The following is a 22,442-nucleotide window of genomic DNA, read 5'->3' as shown; positions in this document are numbered from 1 at the left end:
GTAAGGGTAATATTCCACTTTTCAAGTTACATGATGCGACAGGCAAACCCTTTCAGATACAGCCCTTCCGGGTAGGTAGCGATCACCGGATGATCGGCGGCCTGACGGAACTGCTCTATAAATTGTACATCACGACCAGCATCTATTGCGGCATCGGCGATGATTTTCTGAAATAAATCGGTGGTCATCAGCCCAGAGCAGGAAAATGTCAGCAGTACGCCGCCAGGGTTGAGCAACTGAATTGCCAGCATATTGATGTCTTTATAACCGCGGCAAGCGCCCATCAACTGGCTTTTGTTTTCGACAAATTTCGGCGGATCCATCACGATGACATCAAATTTCTCACCGCGATCGCGATAGGCGCGCAGCAGTTTGAACACATCATCACGCACAAATTCGGCTTTACTCAGATCCAGCTTATTGAGTTCAACGTTCTGGCGGGCAATATCGAGCGCTTCCTGAGAGGTGTCCACGCTGACCACCTGACGGCATCCGCCCATTAATGCTGAGACCGCAAAACCGCCGGTATAAGAGAAACAGTTCAGCACACGCTGGTTCTCCACATAACGGCGCGTGGCCAGGCGGCTGTCGCGTTGATCGAGGTAATAGCCAGTTTTGTGACCATGCTGAATATCAACCAGCAGCTTCATTCCGTGCTCTTCGATAGGCAGCAGGGCAGGCGGCAGTTCGCCCGTTACTGGCCCTTGGGTCAGCTCCATACCTTCTTTTTTACGCACGGCCACATCGCTACGGTCATAAATGGCACAGTCAGGGAAAACAATTTGCAGGGCGCTAATTAGCGCGGCGCGTTGATATTCAGCACCGGCGCTGAGCAACTGCAACACCAGGAAGTTGCCGAAGCGGTCAATAGTGACACCCGGCAGACCATCGGATTCTCCGGCGATCAGACGATAGCTGTCCAGACCGTCCTTTTTCGCCAGCCAGTCACGCCATGTCTGAGCCTGCTGCAGACGACGGGTAAAGAAATCAATATCGATGGATTCAGACTTGTCGAAGGTCCAGACGCGTGCACGGATCTGTGACGCCGGTGAGAAGGCACCGCGTGCTAGCCATTTACCCTGGTGGTCAACAATATCAACGGTTTCACCAAGGTTGGCTTTACCTTCCATACGGGCGACAGCACCGGAAAATACCCACGGATGGCGGCGAAGTAATGATTTTTCGCGCCCCTTGGCTAACACTAAACGAGGATAATGTGGAATTGTAGATTCAGTCATGCGGAGCAACCTCTCACAAACAGTGACGCGGGCTGGAGTAAAGTACCAACCTGAAACCATTAAAATAAAATGGCGCGTAGAGTAGCACAGATGGTGAGGTCAATCATCAGCGTATGGCGTTGAGCGTTTCGGCACAAAACGCTATCACAGAGGCACAGTTTCTTTTATGCCCACCGTTTACATTGCTATTTCTTAATCAGAAAAAGGAAATGCAATGAAAGCTGTCTACTCATTGGCTACCGCTGCCATTGTCGCGTTGAGTTTTAATGCCTCTGCCGCCTCGACGTTTCGCCTCAACAGCACCGACATACCCGCTAACCTGCAGTTAACGCAAAAACAGGTGTTTAAGGGATTTGGCTGCAGTGGCGACAATATCTCCCCGCAACTGAGCTGGCAAAATCCCCCAACTGATGCCAAAAGTTTTGCCATTACGCTGTTTGATCCTGATGCGCCAACGGGAAGCGGCTGGTGGCACTGGACCGTCGTAAATATTCCTGCTCAGATCCACACTCTTCCTGGCGGGGCCAGCATGGATAAGTTACCCGCAGGAGCAGTTCAGGGACGCAATGATTTCGGTTATGCTGGATTCGGTGGTGCCTGTCCACCGCCGGGCGATAAACCTCATCGCTATCAGTTTACCGTGTGGGCGTTAAATACAGACGCGTTGCCGATTGACAGTAACGCCAGCGGTGCCCTGGTCGGTTTTATGCTGAACAGCCACGTGATTGCCAAAGCTGAATTAACCGCCACTTACGCAAGAAAATAAAGAGGATAATCTGGTGCAGGATGTACATTTTCGCCATAACAACCTTACCACCGCTGAGGTGCGTTCCGGCCACCTGCACCGCTTGCATCGGGTTAAACTGTTTTCTGCTGCTATTTGCCATATTACGCAGGGAAGTAAGGTCATTATTCAGGATGAAAATCGTCTGGTTGCAGGTCCGGGTGAGCTGATTATCATCCCGGCGAATACGCCTCTGGAGATTATTAATCAGCCGGAACAGGGAGCATTTCGCTCGGATTTGCTGTTGCTATCGACGAGCATCATTACCGCGTTTAAAAATAACTGGGTCGAGGATTTCCCTCCGGCAAAATTGACGTCGCTATGTACGCCAATGAGCAACGGACTGGCATTTATGTGGGAAAGCCTGCTGGATGCAGTACGCCAGGACTTACCTGCAAAATTGCAGGAGCATCAGGCGATGGGATTATTGCTGGCGCTACTGCATGATGGTGTGGCAGGGCCTCTGCTTATCGAGCGACGGTTTAATCTTACTGAACAGGTGCGACAACTTATTATGTTATCCCCTGCTAAGCTATGGACAGCTCAGGAGATTGCCGGTCACCTGTCTATCGGTACCTCGACGTTACGCAGACGATTACAGATGGAATCGCAGAGTTACCGGCAGATAGTCGAGGAGGTGCGCATGTCCTGTGCGCTCTCTCAACTACAGTCGACCACGCTGCCGATTGGCGAAATTGCGTTACGCTGTGGCTATCTGTCAGGTTCACGATTTACTGCAAGATTTCGCCAGCATTACGGATGTCTGCCGAAACAGGTGCGATGAGGCCTCGGTACCTGTTCCTTCATTTACGTTGATAAGGAGAACCGCAATGTCGAAAGTTTGCATCATCGCCTGGGTCTATGGCCGGGTTCAGGGGGTAGGATTTCGCTACACCACCCAACATGAAGCGCAACGGCTGGGGTTGACCGGTTACGCGAAGAATATGGATGACGGCAGCGTAGAGGTTGTCGCCTGCGGTGAAAGCGACCGGGTGGAACAACTGATGAAGTGGTTGAAAGCTGGGGGACCGAGCAGCGCCAGGGTTGATCGGGTTCTCAGTGAACCGCACCGCCCTGGCGACGAGCTAAAGGGATTTAGTATCCGCTATTAAATACATTTCACCGGTTTCGGCAGGCCGGCAATTTTAGTCGCCTGCTTAGCCGGACCTTTCGGAAACAGGCGGTAGAGATAACGACTGTTGCCTTTCTCTTCGCCAAACTTGTTGGCCATCGCCTTTACCAGCATGCGGATAGCAGGGGAGGTATTAAACTCGAGATAAAACTCGCGTACGAAACGCACCACTTCCCAGTGCTCGGGGGAGAGGACGATACCTTCGTTTTCAGCGATTTTCTCCGCCAGCGGCTCGTTCCACAGCGTGGTATCTTTCAGATAGCCTTCGCTATCGGTTTCAATTTCATGGCCTGCAAAAATGAACATAGTGCTCTGTCGATAAAGTAAAATCCGCCCCTAGTTTAGCAAATAAGGGGCGGCGTGAGAAACCTCGACCTATAGAAGAAGCTGTAGCAGATTGTTGGCATTAAGCTTTTTCAGTGCGTTGCATTTATACGTGGATACCTGTTTTTCGCTAATCTGCGTCATATGCGCAACATGCTTTACCGATTGACCGTTAACCAGCCTGTCGAGAACATTGAACTCCATGCCAGTCAGGCAGCAATTCAGGCTGTGTACCCGACGGGGCTCTTTAGCAAACAGATACGCTGCATCCACGACGGCAATTCGGTCATCAATGATATATAAGGTCAGCGTAGAAAAACGCTTACGTAAATGCGTGGCCAGTGCCCACCCTTTTTCATTGCACACCAGATAAACTGTCCCCTCCCAGCGCCTGGCCTCCAGTTGAAGAAGAATGTCGACCAGCGCCAGATGTGTCCTCGCGACGGAAAAACGGCAGCGCACAACGAGGGTGTCACAGGCCAACAGAGAACGGCGCCACTTTAACGCGCCGTTCTCCACCTGAGTTTGAGCGTTACGGCGCAGAAGGGCGTAGCGCAACCCTTCCGCATAAAAACGATTATTATCAAGAATGACGTAATTCACTGCGGCCTCTTTATAACGTACTGGGTGTGTAGATAATGCGTAGCGTGCCGGTGTAATCCCCGGCATTTTTACTGCTGGCAGCAAACGCTGGGGTTTTCAGGACTATCGGGGCCGGTACGCACAGTACGCTCTCACGCCCACCGGGCAGGACGACCTGACGCAGATGCTGCGGATCGTTGGTGCCCTGCCAGACCAGCGTTTTTCCGTTAGCGACGGTTTCGGTTACGCCGGTGACGGGATTGGTGACGTAGACCTGATAGTCGAGACGATCCCGCGTACCGATCTGACTTCCGCCGCGTCGCCGGATCGAAAATGCGCCTTCTGTACGATCTGTTGAAGAGAGTCCATCGTCCTCAAACCGTAAATAGGTGCGAGTACTGGTACTGTTCTTGCCGTCGTACAGACACATATCCAGCGTGTTTTCCCCCTGGATTTCACTGCCACCCGGCCGCCCCGGGAAGTTGGTCAGGTTGAGGTTAACGATAGGCGTTGAGTGCGGAAATGCCGGCAGATAAATCTGCTGATTACCCGGATCGACCACCTCAATGCGTATTGTGGCTTGCCAGTTAGCGATGCTGAGATAGCCAGGACATCCGACATTGACGTCATTGAAGTTCCCGCCGCAATCAGCGCTCCCCCATTGGCGCAAGTTTTGCTTCAGTGTGGCGGTCCAGATACCAGGCAGAGCGAGCCTTTCCAGTTCGCTTTTCACGATATAGAAATCAAAGTAGGGTTCTCTGTTCCAGGCTGTAACATCGGCTGTCCCCCCCGTGACAAAACTGGCAAAGGTAAAGACTTTGTTATTGATAAACATGTAGTGGTCGCCATAGACCTTAATGTCCACCGTTTTGCTGGTAAGGGCATGTTTGAAACGTAAATTGATAGCATAAGGCGCAGCCGGGTTCGCTGAGAACCAGACCGGTGCGTTCATGCAGGCGCCATTGGTTGTGTCGGTACGAGACAGACAAGTCAGGGTGTTTCGCCCCCACTTTTGCGGATCGGCGGCATCGTAGCCGCCGGTTTCATGAAGCCAGATATCGAAACGTGCAGGCGGTGCCATGCGATCGAAGCTGATCCCAACGCTGGAGTTTCGTCCCGCAGGGGCGCCAGCCTGGGTCTGGCCAGCCCACAGGCTGAAGAAAAGCATAATAATAAAGCACTTGTTCACATCATTTCCCTATTGTGAAATTGTCTGCATTCATGGCCGTTGGACTCGTTGCTACCGATCGTCCGGCGAGCATCAACTGGGCCTGCTGCCGGACCGCATCCGGCAGGGCAGAGAAGGTTAATTCTCGGCAAGGGATCGACCCGACGTAACGCACGACGTCGCGCATACTTTTTACGTTCAGCTCGCACTGATAAAACTGCTGCTGACGTACCAGGTAGAGGTTATGCAGCAGAGCGTCGCTCTGAGCGCTAAACCCACCGTTGCCTAAGTCGCTCCAGCCATTAACGTTCAGTGGCACACCGCCGATAAACGGCGAATGTTGTTCGTCAGTTAACTGGCCGAGCCATGTGTAGCTTGCCGTGGTTTGCACGTCCCGACGGAGCAGTTTGCCCGGCACCATAAACAGCGTTCTGCTGCCTGAGCCTTGTGTTATTTCACTGCTGACACCCCTTGAGACATCCAGAGATTCGTTAATCGTCAACGTAGTCTGCTGATAACCCGGCACTGCGAAGAGCGCGCGGCTATTGCCTGGAATGTCTGCACTGCCGCCGTTATCCAGTGACACGGTGACGTTCGGATCCTGGGAATCTCCAGGTGTGGCAACGTTAACTGCGATGGCTGAGGCAGGACGTCCGTCACTCCAACGGCCTAGCCACAGGCCGGAGCGCGACAGTGCAAGCGTTGAACTGTAATTGCCGCTGCTGCTCAGAGTATGGCGCCTATCCTGACGATCCCAGGCATCGCTGACTGTCAGGCTCCCGTTGCCATATCGTCCACCCTGGCGCGTATAAGCAGAGGAATTGAGCGAATCGCTGTTAATGCCTGACGCGCTCAGTCCATACTCATTTTCACCACGTGTATCGGCATACCAGTTGTGCGCCACGTTGTAGCTCAACTGGTTTTTTTCATGCTGTTGGTGCTGCCATGTCGCGCCCAGAGAGGTATAACTTGTCGCATCGCCCTGACGGTTATGCGCCATTGACAGGCTCACGCTCAGGTAACCGCCTTTATCCTTGCCTTCGCGGGAGTCATCGTTACGCATGAAAAGGTTAATGCTGCTGTTGATGTTCAGGCCGCGCGTGCTGAAGGTCGTACTCAAGCCACTCTGCCAGGCCCGCGTTCGTGAGCGTGTCATATAAACTGGCTCCCACGGCAAGCCAACATCGTGGCGATCGTCGCTTTCCGGGAGTTCCCGACGTGAAACGTACCGGCCTTCGTTGCGGTTATCCGAATACCCCAGGCTGGCATACCAGGCGCTAACAGGGACGGAAAACATTACCGACATGCTTCGGTAACAGCCATTCACGGCGTCATATCCTGCGCTTTGGGTATTGCAGTTTTCCGCTGATAACGCGTTGCGATAGAAGCTCAACGAAAAACCGTCGTTATAGCTAATTTGCTGAATATTGCCGCGTTGTCCTTCGCTGCCGTACAGATAGCTAAAGCGGGTGCTTAGCACGCCATCGATTGGACCCGTATTAAAACCCCGACTCCAGTCGACAGCATTTTCCAGAAAATGCTGGTTTTTCTTAATCGTTACGCCGCTGGTCAGTGCCAGGGTTGGGGTAACAGGCAGGCGGACTCCCGCCTGCGCGACCGCGCTGCGTTGATCGTTTTGATCGTTATTGTCGGTTTCGCCCGCCTGCAGGAACCACTCGACGCGGTCGAACGGTGTAATGCCGGTTCGGATAAACGGTACCTGCTCGGTGCGCGTCAGTCGGTTATTTTCATAGACGGACAGCGTCACGGTATAGCTTCCGTCCGGGAACGATCGCGTGTCCAGGGTCTGAGCCCCGGCATTCAAATAAAAACTGGCCAGCAACTGATTGCCCCGGCGGGCGTCAATACGCGCGTCGTGGGAAAGCAGCACGGTGATGGGGGTACCCTTTGACTGCTGAACCGGATTAATCCATGCTCTTGTCGAGCCTGTACGCAGGCCGCGAATTTTGCCCAGCGGTAGTTGGCTGAGGTTAATATTCCCGCCGGCATTACTGAACAGATCGCGGGTATCCATCTCGCCTAACTGAATATAGTACTGACGCCAGATATCCTGGCGAAACCAGGCATTATTGACGGTTATCTCTTGCTGCTGCTGGCGCTTTGAACGCTGCCCCTGCCAGATCCAGTCGAGGTTAAAGTAACCGTCCTGCGTCATGGCCAGTGCGCCATTGCCCTGAACGGTGGCTGACTGATAATCCCTGTCAGCAACAAAATTGATATTCTGTTGATGGATCAACGCATTCTCGCTGCCCTGTGTGGGCTGATACCACTGGTTGTCTGTGGTCTGTTTAGGCAGAAATTTCTTGTCCAAAAACAGGCTAATGCGCGCGTTATTCTCGTCATAGATAATGGCCGTGCGATGGGTGTCAATGTAATCACATCCCGTTGCGGAGCCATTGCTGCTGCACGCCAGGTTGCCGTTACGAGCAAGTGGAACGGCCAGCGCAGCAGACACGTTGGCAACAAGGGTAGGATCGTCATTAAACTGACGTTTGATGGTCGCTACCAGGGCTTCTGGCGCGACAAAACTTACCGTTTCAAGCGTGATATCCGTTTCAAAAAGGCCAAGCGATTCGCCATAGAGGTTTACCTCTGTCCACAGACGCTGCGTTTTTACCAGATCTTCAAAACCTGCCGGCACGGCCATCTCGGCGCAGGCGAGTTGGATGGATGCAGGTAATAAAGCAACTAAGAGGAGAGTATTTGTGTGAAACGCCATGACCGAGCCTCGACATCATCCTGACATCAGAGGGCGAGCACCCTCTGATGTTATTCCTTAGATACTGCGGTGTTACGCCCCGCCTTCCGTGGTCGTCGCCTGAGTCAGCATCAGACTGACAACTCCGCTGTATTGACCGGTTTTCAGAATGCCTTTGGTGGTCTGAGAAATGGTCAGTGGCAGTACCGCTGAACCGTTTTCAATGCTGCCCGGGAACAGTTCAGTTCCGGTAAACTCGGCATCGGCGGTGGTCAGGGTTTTATCACCCAGCTTCACGGTCATCGGGACGGACTGATCGCCTTCCGTATTGCTCAGTTGCGCTGCGCTTACCAAACGCACTTTCACGTTGTTGGTGGCCGAGTTTGACCAGACTTTGGTATTTACACGATAACTTTCCAGCCCGCGGCCCGGCAGGTACTGCATATCGATGCTGGCTGGCAGCGGCGTATTGTCGGCCTGAGTCAGATCGAGCTGTGAATCGACGCTGGCGTTGACGGTAATATCTTTTTGGATCGCCAGAACGCTAACGGACGTGGTCATCGCGGCAGCAATCATCAGAGGCTTAATTAATTTACGCATTGATATCTCCATTTTATAAATGAGCACCTGGGCTCTTTAAACAAACCACACGTGGTTTTTTACAGTGATGCCGTGTTATTGCACGACGGGTAAATCAGCTTCTTCAGTGTTTTTATTCATCCAGTTGAAGTAGCGAAATTTATATTTCTGACCGTGGTTCATTGTGAGCATTTTTAATTTCCGTTCAGTGTCCGGATAAATCGTTGCATCTTCTTTTATCCATTTACATGATGAATTTGCATCACAAATACCAATCTCTCTGAGCGGCACACGAAGCGTGCCGCTGTTTTTTAACGTCCCCCGGCGAGGGTCGACCGACAGTGAAACTACGCTTTCTTCTGGCGCAATATGGACCAGTGCGCCCCAAATCACATTGACGCCCAATGTCGCCATCGCCGCAGGTGTTTCTGCTTTGCCCGGAATAATACTGTCAGGTTGTTTTACTCCTTCAAAATAGATGCGCCAGGTGGTCTCTTTTTTCGGCGGAATAAGCGATACCAGACGAACAACGCGCATTGCGCCTGCAGCAAGAGCAAATTTTTCTGGCGTAACCACCACGCCACCTTCTTTCCACGAAGCGACGTCGATTTCTTTTTCCTGAAGCGTTCCGGGATTAAGAATTTTCTTTTGCCTCACCCGAATGAACTGAATATCATCCGTTTTGGAAGCCACCTTAATTTGCGCCGCACCGGATCTGTCTACATTCAGTTCCATGGGATATACGCTCATATTGGCCATTGTCATTTCTGAGAAAAATGGCAATGACAGCGCGGCGACATAAAAGGCGGTTGTCATGCTCACTCTTTTTTTCTGTTTCACAATCAGTCTGCCTGCTCTGAGTTTAAAGGCGGCGCGTTAACACCAGGACACCGTCTGCTTTCGTATGGCTTCAGGGCAGGGAAACTTTAACCAGAACAGCGGTTTGTGAAAATTTGTATTAGTTAACTCTTTATATACAGTTTTTTATCCTGCTTTTCTGGCTTTAAGGTTGTATAGTTAAGCGAAAATACCGTGACCAGGGATGTAATGAAAATTCCTTCTGATGAAAAAACAAGCAGTTCAGGGGGCGGTTTTCATGTCGATGTACCAGGGAATAAAAAGCATGCGGTAACAGCCGAGAATAAAAGATGTTTTTTATATGCAATAATTCGTTGTTATTTGATCCTGAAGCACATGTAATAAGTCTTGTTGGACAACCCGAGTCTGTATTAACACTTTCGGCGCCAGCCGTTCGTCTTTTGCAGGAATTTATTAAACACAGAGGACGCGACCTGAGCCGGGAGGAATTGATCGCTCGCGTGTGGGAAGAGTTTGGCTTTACGCCATCGGGGAATAATCTCAATAAGGCGGTAAGCGAACTGCGTAAAAGCTTCCAGTCTCTGGGAGAGGGGCACGAATTTATCGTCACTGTCCCGCGTTATGGCTTCCGTTTTGATGCCGATGTAATTTTTCAGCCTGGAGAGAACATTCAGGCTGCTGATCCGCAACCCCCTTTCGGGCAACAAGCCGTACGGCCCTGGCGCATGTTCCTGAAAAGGTGGTTGATTATAGCGGCATTGATCGTTGCGGCGTTGGGGGCGAGCATCTATTTTAGCCGCCCGCTGGAGATAACCGTTCCGGCGAAATTAAAGCCGGTCGAGGAAAAAATCGCGCGTTGCAGTATCTGGATTATCAACGATCATGGACGACCGTTAGTGCTATCGAAATTAGCGGAGCGACTGGAAGCCAATAACGTGGCTTGCGAGCGCGAGGAGTACGATATTTATTATTTCAGTGCCCGTTTTTCGCTTGCCGCTGCTGATGAAGTATTCATTGGCGCTTGTCCGGTCAGTGAAACCAGCCTGTGTAAAACCATTCGCTACAAAAACGGGGCGGAAGAATGAAAATCAAACTTTTGTTTGGGCTGGGTGGTGCATTAATTGGAGGAGCGGTTGCGCTCTTTATCTACACGGGCGGAGCCTATAAACGCGATGCGTTGGCCTGCAGCACTGAGTTTAATTTTACGCGCTATGAAGGAAAGGTGAATGAAGTGAAGGTCAATGCCGTTGCTCAGTTCTATTTTCATCGTAATGGTACCGGCCTGACCACGTACAAAGGTGCTGCAAAGGCTGAAGGTCGGAGCCTTATCGTTGACAGGGACGTAGATTTTACGTGGGAGCGACGGGAAGATGATAAGGTTATTGTCTTGAGCTACGCCAAAACCTGGCGTCGACACAATGACAACACCCCCGATGCTCAATGGGGCAGCTTTGCCTCGCCGGGCTCCCGCTATTATCTCACCATCTCTGAGCTATCGCCCTCGGTGTGGCTGATTCAGGACCGGCGTTATCCTACTTATATCTGCAAGGGTGAATAAGGTATAAAAAAAAGAGAATGCCACTGGCATTCTCTTTTTTCGTATCAGTGATGCTGCTTAATCGCGGCTCGCAAAGCCCAGAATGCTCAGCAGGCTGACGAAGATGTTGTACAGCGAAACGTACAGGCTGACGGTGGCACGGATGTAGTTGGTTTCACCGCCACGGATGATATTGCTGGTTTCAAACAGGATTGCGCCTGAAGAAATCAGAATAAATACCGCGCTGATCGCCAAATGTAACGCCGGCAGTTGCAGGAAAATATTTGCAACCATACCAATCAGCACCACCACGATACCTGCCATCAGCATACCGCCGAGGAAGGACATATCCTTACGTGTGGTCAGTACATAGGCCGAGCAACTGAAGAAGACCAGCGCCGTACCGCCCAAAGCCATGGCGATAACATCACCCATGCCCGCAGACAGGTATGTGTTCAGTATCGGTCCCAGAATGTAGCCCAGGAAGCCGGTGAAAGCGAAAGCTGACAGAATACCAACCGGTTTATCAGCCGTTTTATAAGTCAGGAACATAAGACCATACATACCCACCAGCGTCAGGATAAGTCCCGGAGAAGGCAACATCAGTACGGTACTGGCAGTCGCAGTGATCGCCGAAAACGCCAGCGTCAGGCTGAGCAGGAAATAGGTATTGCGCAGCACCTTATGCGTGCTGAGTAGCGATGTACGATCGCGCGAAGAACTAATAATACGATCCATGAGTCACTCTCTTATGACAGATGTAATTAATGATGGAGGATAATGAAATCAAGGGGAATGACACAGCGGTTTTACCCATCTTTACGCATTTTAACCCGCCGGGCTTAAGCATATTATTTCAACAAAAGCTCCCGAATCAGATGTTAGCACTGTATGTGCAAAAATGTCAGATCCACATCTGCCAGGTAACTGAAAAATATTGCGTTATTCCCGAATCTCTCTGACAGTGACAACGGTGTCTACCTAAAACAGAGCAATAAGGTAAAGGGAATGATTCAACATAAATCGAAGATATTGACGTTTACGCTGTTAGCTGTCTGTTTGATGTCTATTAACGGCGCGGCGAGAGCGGCTAATGTTCCCGCAGGAACACTACTTGCAGAAAAACAGGAACTGGTCAGAAATAACGGCAGCGAGCCAGCGTCGCTGGATCCGCATAAAGTTGAAAGCAACGTTGAGTTTAATTTAATCAGCGATATGTTCGACGGACTGGTGGCAGTTAAGTCCGATGGGTCTATTGAACCCCGTCTTGCCGCGTCATGGGAGAACAAAGACAATACCGTCTGGACCTTTCATTTACGCCCGGGCATAACCTGGTCAGATGGTTCTGCTATTACCGCGCAGGATGTTGTCTGGAGCTGGCAGCGCCTGGTCTCGCCGCAAACGGCTTCACCTTATTCTTCGTATTTGGGCAATATGCATGTTGCAAACGCCCTCGATATTGCTCAAGGGAAAAAAGATCCCGCCACGCTGGGGGTAAAAGCCCTCGATGACAACACGCTGGAGATTATCCTGACGCAGCCGACGGCGGCGTTTCTGGCGATGCTGGCGCACCCGTCGCTGGTCCCGCTGGATAAAGTGCTAATAGGCCGCTTTGGCGATAAGTGGACCCGACCAGAACATTTTGTCAGTAGCGGACCGTACAAATTATCGCAGTGGGTGGTCAATGAGCGCATTGTTGCCGAGCGTAACCCACATTATTGGGACGATCGGCACACGATTATTAATAAGGTCACCTATTTGCCCATCAGTTCCGAGTCCGCTGACGTTAACCGCTATAAGGCTGGTGAAATCGACATTGTGTATAGCGTACCGGTTAATCAGTTCGCGCAGTTGAAGAAGACGATGGGCGATGAACTCCATGTTTCACCTCAGCTTTCGACTTATTACTATCAGTTCAATACGACCCGAGCGCCGTTTAATGACCCGCGCGTGCGTCGGGCGCTAAATATGGCGTTAGATAAAGACATCATTGCACAAAAGGTGATGGGGCAGGGGCAACGCGCGGCGTGGGTTATCAGCCAGCCGGAAATAGGGGGAGTTCAACTGCATGCGCCGGAATATGCGTCGTGGCCGCTCGAAAAACGTATTGCCGAAGCGAAGAAACTGCTGGCTGAAGCCGGTTTTGGCCCTGAACATCCGCTTAACGTAAATCTGCTCTACAACACCTTCGAAACGCACCAGCGTATTGCCATTGCCGCATCGTCAATGTGGAAGAAAAATCTTGGCGTAGAGGCGAAACTGCAAAATCAGGAATGGAAAACCATGCTGGATACTATGCATACCGGTAATTTTGACGTCGTGCGCTATGCGTGGATAGCCGATTATGATGATGCCTCAAGCTTCCTCAATATTTTCCGTACCGGTGATAGTGAAAATACAACGAAGTACAGTAATCCCGCCTTTGACGAAGCGATGCGAAATGCAGCGAAAGCAACTTCGCTCCAGGAGCGAGGCAAATACTACCAGCAGGCTGAAGACCTTTTAGGCGAGGATGTGCCAGCGATTCCGGTTTACCACTATGTCCGTACACATCTCGTGAAGCCGTGGGTGGGGGGATTTGCGCCGGATAACCGGGGGAACTACTACACCAAAGATATGTTCATCAAAAAACATTGAGTGCTGCAGCCCTGCATTTGTGCTGAATAAACGGTCAATTTGTTGTTATTTCAGTCGATTAATAACATTTTGGCTGTTTTTCAGGCAAACGAACACATTGGTGCTTTACAGGTCCGTTCGGGATGTTTATAGTGCGCCTCATTGGAAGCGTGGCCGAGCGGTTGAAGGCACCGGTCTTGAAAACCGGCGACCCGAAAGGGTTCTAGAGTTCGAATCTCTACGCTTCCGCCAAACATGAAACCCAAGTCGTTATGCGACTTGGGTTTTTTCTTTTTTATTGGTTTCCAGTATGCCATTGCCGTCTGGTTCGCACTGCCGATCATGACCCGCCATATACCGCGATCGAGGTTGCGGGTGATGACTTTCATAGCAGTTTCAGTTTTTTCCAGTAACCAGCCGCCGCAGCGAAAATCCTGCTTCATAGCCCAGTCCAGAGCCGTTTTGCCACCGATACTTCGGTGATATCGTTAAGCTGGCGTATCTGTGTCTCAATCTGTGTCAGTGCAGCATTACGCCCTGTCACAATGGGCTCAACGCTGGTGGAGTAAATGACATCAGTATGATCGGTTAAGATTTCGGCGTCAGTAGGGGCTTGTTCAATATGGGGCAGCAGTACTGTAGAGTCGGTCGTATCTTCGTCGTTGTTGAATATACCAATTCAGTTGTAATAGGGATGCGGTTGCTGCATCCCTTTATAAACTATTAGAAGAAATCAATACGCGTATTGATTCCGATGGTGCGCCCCATATTGACCTGCGCGACGGCGCTGCTGCCGTTCATGTAACCATAGGTACGGTAACGACGGTCGAACAGATTATCGACATAGACGGAAATGTTCAGCCGTTCAGTCGCCTGCCAGCCCAGGCTGCTGTCCAGGGTGGCATAGGTGCCCTGCCGCAACTGGTTATCGCCATCGAAATAATGCGGCCCGACCAGATTAACCGCCAGTCGGGGCATCAGTGCGCCATAGCGCGTATCAATTACGCCGTTCACACTGCTACCTGCGCCATAACGTGGTACGAACGGTACCCGGTTGCCGTGATACAACTCACTGTCATTGGTGAATTCGGAACTGATCACGTTGCCATTGATATCCCACGACCAGCCTGGCGCAAACCGCCATTTCGCTTCAAGCTCAACGCCGGTAGCGTCGGCTTTCCCCGCATTGCTTAATGTCTGCATCCCAACCGGGCCAGAGTAGAGCTGCATGTCTTTGGTGTGGGTATAAAACGTCGCGGCTTGCAGCGTGACGTCAGCGGTTTCGTAGCGAGTGCCAAGTTCATAGTTGATGGATTTTTCTGCGACGAACGGTTTGGCATCAAGACCGGCAGTAGGCACGATGTTGTACCCGGAAGGTTTATATCCCTGGGCTACACGGGTATACACTCTCCAGTCGTCGGTCAGCATATAGCCTGCGGATAGCTGTCCGAGCACCTGATCGTCATTGCTCTTGCCCTGGTCGCCAAACGGGTTGCCGAGCATGCTGCCGTGATATTGTGTACTGGCCTTATCATGCGAGAAGCGCACGCCACCGCCGATATCAAATCGCTCGGTCAAATGCCAGGTCAGGTCACTGTATGCGGCCAGGGTTTCAGCGGTGGTATAGCCGGTACTGCTTAAATAAGGCATTGTCGGCATATCGTAGGCTGAATTTAACTTCTCGCGGGTGTTCTGCCGGTACAGCCCAAACACCATATCAACGGTACGCGCATCGCCCAGGGTAGCGGCGCGTAGCTCCTGTACATCCTGATTCCAGCGCTGAGGCATATTGACGATTAACGAACCGGAAGGGAAGGTGCGCGAATAATGCTGCTGCTGCCAGGCGCTGATCAGATTGAAAACCCACTCATCGGTGGTGTATTTTCCACTCAGGGTCTGGCTGTCAGTGCAGCGCCGCATGTACGGGTCTGGTGAACCATCGCTAAGTGAGAGCTTACGGCCCTTAATATCATTCCATCCCACATAGGCGTCCTGGGTAGCGCGGGTACATTCGCGTGAGGTGGCAAAGCCCATTTCCCAGGGCTGGTCGTCTGGGGCGAGACGCAGTTTCACATTCCCTATGCTGGCGCGGGTGCCGCCTAAGTCATCGCTTCCCGTCGCGGGGTTAATCATGTCGCCGTCATCAACCTGGCGTAACAGGGTGACGCTGCCGTACAGCAGGCCATCCTGAATAGGGCCACTCAGATTGAACTTACTTCGATAACTGTCGCGGCTGCTGACGCCGCCTTCAATATAGCCGCGCGGCGTGCTGTCCGGCTGCTGGGTGACGATGTTGATGATTCCGCCCTGAGCGCTTTTGCCATATAACGTTCCCTGTGGGCCACGCAGCAACTCCACGCTTTGTACATCGGTAAGCGCCTGGATGGTGTTGGTGGAAAGCTGAGGAACGCCATCGACATACAGGGTGACGGCGGGGTTATAGAAGTCCTGCGCCGAAGAGATGCCGCGTAGCGAGATCGTCGAAAAAAGCATGTTGCCGCTGTTTTCTATATTAAGCCCAGGCAAAACTCTGGGGAGTTTGTCGCTGGCGGTAACGCCGGCGTCGCTTAACTGCGGCGCGCTGACAACGGTAGACGAGACATTGTTGGCTGATGCCGAGCGGGAAGATTGTTTACTGGCGGTAACCACCAGCGTGCTTTCGTCTTGCTGTGAAGTCTGGGCATTAGCAATGGCGGGGAGCAATAATCCCCCCAAGGCCAGAGGATAAAGCCGTGTCATTTTCATTGTTGTGAGTCCCTGTAAGACGGCGAAACGCCAAAAATACCGACAATAGTGAATTGAAAATGATAACTATTTCTAATAGAGGTGCTACCCGAAACGGGTTTATTTATGCCCGTTTCGGGTTGGTGACTGGTGGAAAGAGCAGAGGCCCGGATGGGGTATCCAGGCCTCCGTCAGGGAGCAATTTATGGGGCGGGACTCTGGTTAAATCAAGCGTTTAAAGGTCGAGGGGGTTACGCCGAACTGTTTCTGGAAGGCGGCAGAGAAATGGCTGGCGTTGGCATAGCCCAGATCGGCCGCCACCGTCATGACTGAGGTATTGCCGTTAGCCAGTCGTTTTCTGGCTTCCTGCATTCGTTCAGCCTGAAACAGGCCATAGACGCTGTTGTTGAACAGAACGCGGAAGCCTCGCTTAATTTTGAGAACGCTCAGACCGGATTCTCTGGCCAGTTCCGCGACGCCCGGTGCTTGCGTTAGATCAGCCAGCAGCAGATCCTTCGCCCGCAGTAGTTTCTGGCGTTCCATCGGGTTGAAGTGGCAGGAGAGGCAACTGGCGTCTTCACGATGTTCATCCAGCACCAGACTGAGCATGACCAGACTTTGCCCCTGCAACCATAGCGTCGACGGCTTTTGTTCATGGCTGAAGCCGTCGTGCATGCGCATCAGCGCGTGACGCAAGGCCTGAGCCGTTAAGTGGGTTTCAGCATTACAACGCTGCTGCTGGCAACAGCAGTGGGAATCGATATTATTCTTAATGGGCGCGCTAATATCCGGTACCCACTGCGCGAGAGTTTCAGGACTGAAGGAGAGGGTAATGCTCTCGAATCGGCCACAATAGGAGGCGCTGCCGCGGCAGTCTGGCGTATGGGTAATGTAATGGCGATTGCGCGTAAGCTCCCATTCGGTGCGGCGCCTGAGTCCCGGAATCGCAAATCGCGATGTGCCTTCCAGGATGCACGAGAAGTTAATCCTGCCAAGATCATCGTGTAGCTGCAACGTCTCAGGCCGCGCAAAATGGCCCCTCCAGAGCAAAATATCCATACCTTCCTGCAACGAATAGCGCAGCAGTTCACACTGAGCGGGAATATTGCCATCGTTTGCAGGTTTCCCGACCACCAACTGGTGAATAGAGATTTCAGATTGCGTTTGCGGTGACTCCGTCATGACCGGGTTATCTCCCTGTGGCTTAGACCAATGCGGGTAAAAAAAGAACTGAATGGGGTAGATGAGTTATTGATAATGGTTATTATTCACATTAATTATCAGAACGCCACCATGAATTGCCGTTTTTGGTGTCTGTAAAAATTCATCAGGAAATTCAGTTACTCCCATGTCATCTCAATCATCCAATACTGAATCACCGTCCCGATTTCCTCTCTGGCAGGTGATTACCCCGGTTCGCAGGAAGGTTATTTTAGCTATGGCGCTGGCAGGACTGGCGGCATTAACCAGCCTGGGGGCTCTTCTTTTTCTGGCGTGGAGTTTGCGCGATATTCGTGCGACGCCAGACGATCTTCCGGTCTGGACGCTGGGCGGCTTGATCGGCTGCGTGGTCTTAACTTTTGTTCTGCGCCTACTGGCGTTTAACACTTCTCATTATGCGGCTTTTCATCTGGAGAATATTCTGCGCAGCAGGCTAGCCCGTAAAGCATTGCAGCTTCCGCCTGGTGTGTTACAGCAAATGGGTAGCGGGGCAGTGGCGAAAGTGATGCTGGATGACGTGAAGTCGTTACATATCTTTGTCGCCGACAGTACGCCGCTCTATGCCCGCGCGATCATCATGCCGCTGGCGACAATCGTTATCTTGTTCTGGCTGGACTGGCGGCTTGCAATCGCGACGTTGGGGGTACTGGCATTTGGCTTAATTGTTCTCGTGCTGACCCGCCAGCGTTCGGAAGATATGGCTCAGCGTTATCATAAGGCGCGTGAGCAAGTCAGCGCGGCGGTTATTGAGTTCGTACAGGCCATGCCCGTAGTGAGAATGTTTGATAGCGGCAGCACCAGTTTTTTGCGTTATCAACGCGCTCTTGAAGAGTGGGCCGATGTGCTCAAAACCTGGTATCGCAAAGCCGGTTTTTCAGCGCGTTTCTCATTCTCAATTCTGAATCCTCTCCCGACCCTGTTTGTCCTGATTTGGTCGGGGTACGGCCTGTTGCATTATGGCAGTCTCGATTTTATCGCGTGGGTAGCCGTTTTACTGCTGGGCAGCGGAATGGCCGAAGCTGTGATGCCAATGATGATGCTCAATAATCTAGTCGCACAAACACGTTTAAGCATTCAACGTATTTATCAGGTTCTCGCGATGCCGGAGTTATCGCTGTCGCTGTTTGACCAGCAACCGAAAGAGGCGAGCATTACCTTCGATCAGGTGAGCTTTCATTATCCGCAAGCGCGTACTGGCGCCGCGTTGCAGAAGGTAAGCTTTCATGTGCCCGCCGGGAAAATTGTGGCGCTGGTTGGGCCAAGCGGTGCCGGAAAAAGCACAGTGGCGCGCTTGCTGCTGCGTTACGCCGATCCAGACAAAGGCCATATCCGTATTGGCGGTGTGGATCTGCGCGATATGCAGACGGACACCTTAATGAAGCAACTCTCGTTTGTGTTTCAGGACAACTTCCTTTTTGCCGACACGATAGCCAATAACATTCGTCTGGGTGCACCGGATACGCCGCTGGAGGCGGTAATCGCCGCGGCCAGAGTGGCGCAGGCCCATGATTTTATTAGCGCGCTGCCAGAAAGTTACAACACGCGAGTTGGGGAACGCGGCGTATTTCTCTCAGGTGGCCAGCGGCAGCGCATCACCATCGCCCGGGCGCTTTTACAAGATCGCCCCATTCTGGTACTCGATGAGGCGACGGCGTTTGCTGACCCGGAAAACGAGGCGGCGCTTATCAAGGCGCTCGCGGCAGCCATGCGCGGCAGGACGGTCATCATGGTCGCGCATCGACTCTCAATGGTGACTCAGGCCGATGTGATATTGCTGTTTTCCGACGGACAGCTCAGGGAAATGGGGAGCCATACGCAACTGTTGGCGCAGGGGGGGCTGTATCAACAGCTCTGGCAACACTATCAGCAGGCGCAGCATTGGCTGCCGGGTGGAACACAGGAAGAGGTGGCGGAAAATGAAAGACAATAATCCTGCGGATAACCTCGCCTGGCGCGTCATCTGGCGCCAGCTTATCTCCAGCGTTGGCAGCCAGGCCAGGATGCTGCGACGCTGTATGCTAGCCTTGTTGCTGGCGGCATTTATGCAGGGGATCGCCTTTGCCTGTCTTTATCCGATCATTGATGCGCTGTTACGGGGAGACGCGCCGCAACTTCTCAACTGGGCTGTGGCCTTCAGCGTTGCTGCATTTGTGACGCTGGCGCTACGCTGGTATGGCCTGGGCTTTGAATACCGTGGTCATCTGGCGCAGGCCACCCATGAGTTACGCCTGCGAATAGGGGAGCAGTTACGTCGCGTGCCGCTGGAAAAGCTCCAGCGCGGCAGGGCGGGCGAAATGAACGCCTTACTGCTGGGCAGCGTGGATGAAAACCTCAATTATGTTATTGCGATAGCCAATATTTTGCTGCTCACCATCGTCACGCCGCTGACGGCGTCACTGGCGACTTTGTGGATAGACTGGCGGCTGGGGCTGGTGATGTTGCTAATTTTCCCTCTGCTGGTGCCGTTTTATTACTGGCGCCGCCCGGCGATGCGGCGACAAATGCAGACGCTGGGGGAAGCGCACCAGCAGCTGAGCGGAGATATCGTTGAGTTTGCTCAGGGGATGATGGTATTGCGTACCTGCGGCAGCGATGCTGAAAAAAGCCGGGCGCTGCTGGCGCATTTCAATGCGTTGGAAAACTTACAGACCCGCACCCATCGTCAGGGCGCAGGCGCGACGATGCTGATCGCCAGCGTCGTGGAGTTGGGCCTGCAGGTGGTGGTGTTATCCGGGATCGTCTGGGTGGGGACGGGTACTTTGAACCTCGCCTTTCTGATTGCCGCCGTCGCGATGATTATGCGCTTTTCAGAACCGATGGCGATGTTTATCAGCTACACCTCAGTTGTGGAACTGATCGCCAGCGCCCTGCAACGGATTGAGCAGTTTATGGCGGTAGCGCCGCTTCCCGTTGCAGAGCAAAGCGAGATGCCGGAACGTTACGATATCCGCTTTGACAACGTCAGCTATCGCTACGAAGAAGGCGACGGCCACGCGCTTAATCATGTTTCTTTGACGTTCCCGGCAGCCAGTATGAGCGCGCTGGTGGGTGCCTCCGGCGCAGGCAAAACCACAGTCACTAAATTGTTAATGCGCTATGCCGATCCACAGCAAGGGCAGATTTCTATTGGCGGCGTCGATATTCGTCGCCTGACTCCGGAACAGCTCAATAGTCTGATTTCTGTTGTTTTCCAGGATGTCTGGCTGTTCGATGACACACTGCTGGCGAATATCCGTATCGCGCGCCCGCAGGCGACGCAACAGGAGGTGGAAGAGGCCGCCCGCGCGGCACAGTGCCTTGAGTTTATTTCCCGTCTTCCGCAAGGCTGGCTGACACCAATGGGGGAGATGGGCGGTCAGCTTTCGGGCGGCGAACGCCAGCGAATTTCTATTGCCAGGGCGTTATTGAAAAACGCGCCGGTCGTCATTCTCGATGAACCGACCGCAGCGCTGGATATTGAAAGTGAGCTGGCGGTGCAAAAAGCGATCGATAATTTGGTTCACAACCGAACGGTGATTATCATTGCTCACCGTTTATCCACCATCGCCGGGGCCGGAAACATTCTGGTGATGAAAGAAGGGCAGGTGGGTGAGCAGGGTACCCATGCGCAATTGCTCTCTCAACATGGACGTTATCAGGCAATGTGGCAGGCGCAATTGGCCGCGCGCGCGTGGCGCGACGTAGGGGTTTCCGCGCCTGGAGTATGGGAACATGAGTGATGTTCAGTCGAATGTGAAACCACTGACGTTGACGGCCGGACGGGTGATTTTTGCTATTGCCGGCGTCTATGTGACACAAAGCCTGGTATCGGCGCTGTCTATGCAGTCATTACCCGCGCTGGTGCGAGCTGCAGGCGGTTCGCTGGCGCTGGCCGGTGCGACAACCCTGTTCATGCTGCCCTGGGCGCTGAAGTTTATTTGGGCGCCGTGGATCGAACGCTGGCGGCTTCCGCCCGGCAGCCAGGAACGCCGTTCCCGCATGTTAATTCTGCGTGGTCAGGTTGTGTTAGCGGCGATCCTGACGATTGCCGCAGCGATTGGATGGTTCGGGCGAGAAGGGGGATTTCCCGATACGCAAATCGTCGCGTTATTTGTTCTGTTTATGGTGGCAGGCACGGTTGCCTCCACCATTGATATCGCCAGCGACGGCTTTTGCGTCGATCAACTTACCCGTGCGGGTTACGGCTGGGGAAACAGCGTGCAGGTCGGCGGTAGCTATCTGGGAATGATGTGCGGAGGCGGGGTGTTCCTGATGCTGTCGGCATCATCCGGCTGGCCTATCGCCATGCTAATGATGGCGGTGTTGATTATGGCACTGTCATTCCCGTTGTGGCGTATTAAAGAGCCGAAGCGAACAGCGACTATCCCGCATGTTCCGGCCTTAGGTTATGCGCTAAGCAGGGAACAGACGCGCCTGGGCTTACTGCTGGTATTAATGCTGAATTCAGGCATGCGATTTGTGCTGCCCCTTCTGGCTCCGCTGTTGTTGGATCATGGGTTAAGCATGTCAGCGTTGGGCGCGCTGTTCAGCGGCGGCAATATTGCAGCGGGAATAGCAGGAACGCTGGCCGGCGGATTACTGATGCAATACACCTCACCCGGCAGAGCGCTGTTGACGGCTTATGGCATCCAGGGGATCGCGCTGCTGGCGGTGGTGATGACGCTCCTGATAACGCCGGGTCATCTGCTGCTGTCGATTCTCCAGTGTCTGGTTATTGTCCAGTCCATTTCGCTGGCCTGCGCGCTGGTCTGTCTTTACGCCACGCTGATGTCGCTTTCATCGCCTTTGCAGGCCGGGGTCGACTTCACCCTCTTTCAATGTACTGACGCGGCAATCGCCATTCTGGCAGGCGTTATCGGCGGCGTTGTTGCTCAACATTTTGGCTATGTTGTCTGCTTCCTGTTTGCCGGGGGATTAACGTTGCTGGCGGCGTGGATTGCTTATATCCGGCTGCATTCGGCAAAAGAATTGATGACAAGCGCAATTGATTGATCCGGGA

General features: G+C 52.7%; 19 protein-coding genes, 1 tRNA gene and 1 pseudogene. 10 read left to right on the top strand and 11 right to left on the bottom strand.

Annotated features, from left to right (window positions below; all coding sequences use genetic code 11):
• Positions 1 to 26 precede the first annotated feature (26 nt).
• Entirely contained in the window at positions 27 to 1,238 is a 1,212-nt protein-coding gene (rlmI, locus tag WHR59_RS15340) for a 23S rRNA (cytosine(1962)-C(5))-methyltransferase RlmI (RefSeq protein ID WP_075144916.1), read from the bottom strand.
• 214 nt (positions 1,239 to 1,452) lie between these two features.
• Here rlmI and WHR59_RS15335 point away from each other — a divergent pair, with 214 nt between their 5' ends.
• From WHR59_RS15335 to yccX, 3 genes are read left to right on the top strand one after another with little or no spacing between them, the layout of a single operon-like run.
• A complete protein-coding gene (locus WHR59_RS15335) occupies positions 1,453 to 2,004 on the top strand; it encodes a YbhB/YbcL family Raf kinase inhibitor-like protein (RefSeq protein WP_075144915.1) in 552 nt (183 codons plus the stop codon).
• A gap of 13 nt (positions 2,005 to 2,017) precedes the next feature.
• Positions 2,018 to 2,806 (top strand): AraC family transcriptional regulator, encoded by a 789-nt coding sequence (locus tag WHR59_RS15330; RefSeq protein ID WP_043015797.1) that lies wholly within the window; start codon positions 2,018 to 2,020, stop codon positions 2,804 to 2,806.
• Between the two features lie 46 nt (positions 2,807 to 2,852).
• A complete protein-coding gene (yccX, locus tag WHR59_RS15325; RefSeq protein WP_020996508.1) occupies positions 2,853 to 3,134 on the top strand; it encodes an acylphosphatase in 282 nt (93 codons plus the stop codon).
• On the opposite strand, the gene tusE is transcribed toward yccX, so the two are convergent.
• From tusE to WHR59_RS15295, 6 genes are all read right to left on the bottom strand, one after another.
• Positions 3,131 to 3,460 carry a sulfurtransferase TusE gene (tusE, locus tag WHR59_RS15320; protein ID WP_043015798.1) on the bottom strand — a complete coding sequence of 110 codons (330 nt, stop codon included), beginning with the start codon at positions 3,458 to 3,460 and terminating at the stop codon, positions 3,131 to 3,133. The two genes, yccX and tusE, sit on opposite strands and share 4 nt — an antisense overlap.
• Before the next feature lie 69 nt (positions 3,461 to 3,529).
• Positions 3,530 to 4,081 carry a LuxR C-terminal-related transcriptional regulator gene (locus WHR59_RS15315; RefSeq protein WP_338843265.1) on the bottom strand — a complete coding sequence of 184 codons (552 nt, stop codon included), beginning with the start codon at positions 4,079 to 4,081 and terminating at the stop codon, positions 3,530 to 3,532.
• A 10-nt stretch (positions 4,082 to 4,091) separates the two neighbouring features.
• Positions 4,092 to 5,249, bottom strand: a complete 1,158-nt coding sequence (locus tag WHR59_RS15310; protein WP_172862879.1) for a CfaE/CblD family pilus tip adhesin — start codon at positions 5,247 to 5,249, stop codon at positions 4,092 to 4,094.
• A gap of 1 nt (position 5,250) precedes the next feature.
• Positions 5,251 to 7,968, bottom strand: coding sequence for a TcfC E-set like domain-containing protein (locus WHR59_RS15305; RefSeq protein WP_172862880.1), 2,718 nt, complete (start codon positions 7,966 to 7,968; stop codon positions 5,251 to 5,253).
• A 72-nt stretch (positions 7,969 to 8,040) separates the two neighbouring features.
• Positions 8,041 to 8,547: a CS1 type fimbrial major subunit gene (locus WHR59_RS15300; protein WP_338843263.1), complete on the bottom strand. Its 507-nt coding sequence runs from the start codon at positions 8,545 to 8,547 to the stop codon at positions 8,041 to 8,043.
• 75 nt (positions 8,548 to 8,622) lie between these two features.
• On the bottom strand, positions 8,623 to 9,366 hold the full coding sequence (locus WHR59_RS15295) for a fimbrial protein (RefSeq protein ID WP_075144912.1): 744 nt from the start codon (positions 9,364 to 9,366) through the stop codon (positions 8,623 to 8,625).
• A 308-nt stretch (positions 9,367 to 9,674) separates the two neighbouring features.
• Between WHR59_RS15295 and WHR59_RS15290 the strand changes: the two genes are divergently transcribed.
• On the top strand, positions 9,675 to 10,430 hold the full coding sequence (locus tag WHR59_RS15290) for a winged helix-turn-helix domain-containing protein (protein WP_338843259.1): 756 nt from the start codon (positions 9,675 to 9,677) through the stop codon (positions 10,428 to 10,430).
• The gene (locus WHR59_RS15285; RefSeq protein WP_043015805.1) at positions 10,427 to 10,903 is read left to right on the top strand and encodes a hypothetical protein; all 477 of its coding nucleotides are present in this window, start codon (positions 10,427 to 10,429) and stop codon (positions 10,901 to 10,903) included. The genes WHR59_RS15290 and WHR59_RS15285 overlap by 4 nt, the downstream gene beginning before the upstream one ends.
• A 57-nt stretch (positions 10,904 to 10,960) precedes the next feature.
• On the opposite strand, the gene yccA is transcribed toward WHR59_RS15285, so the two are convergent.
• On the bottom strand, positions 10,961 to 11,620 hold the full coding sequence (gene yccA, locus WHR59_RS15280) for an FtsH protease modulator YccA (protein ID WP_043015806.1): 660 nt from the start codon (positions 11,618 to 11,620) through the stop codon (positions 10,961 to 10,963).
• 270 nt (positions 11,621 to 11,890) lie between these two features.
• Between yccA and WHR59_RS15275 the strand changes: the two genes are divergently transcribed.
• Positions 11,891 to 13,519 carry an ABC transporter substrate-binding protein gene (locus WHR59_RS15275; RefSeq protein ID WP_087050460.1) on the top strand — a complete coding sequence of 543 codons (1,629 nt, stop codon included), beginning with the start codon at positions 11,891 to 11,893 and terminating at the stop codon, positions 13,517 to 13,519.
• Between the two features lie 143 nt (positions 13,520 to 13,662).
• A tRNA-Ser gene (locus WHR59_RS15270) sits at positions 13,663 to 13,750 on the top strand.
• 95 nt (positions 13,751 to 13,845) lie between these two features.
• Here the strand turns inward: WHR59_RS15270 and WHR59_RS15265 are convergent.
• The 3 genes and pseudogenes from WHR59_RS15265 to ybtA form a co-directional block, all read right to left on the bottom strand.
• Positions 13,846 to 14,120: pseudogene (locus WHR59_RS15265) on the bottom strand (restriction endonuclease subunit M); the annotation flags it as partial.
• A 101-nt stretch (positions 14,121 to 14,221) separates the two neighbouring features.
• Positions 14,222 to 16,243, bottom strand: a complete 2,022-nt coding sequence (gene fyuA / locus WHR59_RS15260) for a siderophore yersiniabactin receptor FyuA (RefSeq protein WP_338843254.1) — start codon at positions 16,241 to 16,243, stop codon at positions 14,222 to 14,224.
• Positions 16,244 to 16,444: 201 nt separating this feature from the next.
• Entirely contained in the window at positions 16,445 to 17,404 is a 960-nt protein-coding gene (ybtA, locus tag WHR59_RS15255) for a yersiniabactin transcriptional regulator YbtA (protein WP_338843253.1), read from the bottom strand.
• A 256-nt stretch (positions 17,405 to 17,660) separates the two neighbouring features.
• On the opposite strand from ybtA, the gene ybtP reads away from it, so the two are divergent.
• From ybtP to ybtX, 3 genes are read left to right on the top strand one after another with little or no spacing between them, the layout of a single operon-like run.
• Positions 17,661 to 19,373, top strand: a complete 1,713-nt coding sequence (gene ybtP, locus WHR59_RS15250; protein ID WP_338844083.1) for a yersiniabactin ABC transporter ATP-binding/permease protein YbtP — start codon at positions 17,661 to 17,663, stop codon at positions 19,371 to 19,373.
• Positions 19,360 to 21,162 carry a yersiniabactin ABC transporter ATP-binding/permease protein YbtQ gene (gene ybtQ, locus WHR59_RS15245; RefSeq protein WP_338843251.1) on the top strand — a complete coding sequence of 601 codons (1,803 nt, stop codon included), beginning with the start codon at positions 19,360 to 19,362 and terminating at the stop codon, positions 21,160 to 21,162. The genes ybtP and ybtQ overlap by 14 nt, the downstream gene beginning before the upstream one ends.
• Complete coding sequence (gene ybtX / locus WHR59_RS15240) at positions 21,155 to 22,435, top strand: yersiniabactin-associated zinc MFS transporter YbtX (protein ID WP_338843249.1); 1,281 nt, start codon at positions 21,155 to 21,157, stop codon at positions 22,433 to 22,435. The genes ybtQ and ybtX overlap by 8 nt, the downstream gene beginning before the upstream one ends.
• Positions 22,436 to 22,442 lie beyond the last annotated feature (7 nt).

This window comes from Citrobacter europaeus, assembly GCF_037482245.1.
Lineage (GTDB): Bacteria > Pseudomonadota > Gammaproteobacteria > Enterobacterales > Enterobacteriaceae > Citrobacter > Citrobacter europaeus.
Note: the sequence above shows the minus strand (reverse complement) of the source record. Positions and strands in the feature narration are given on the sequence as shown.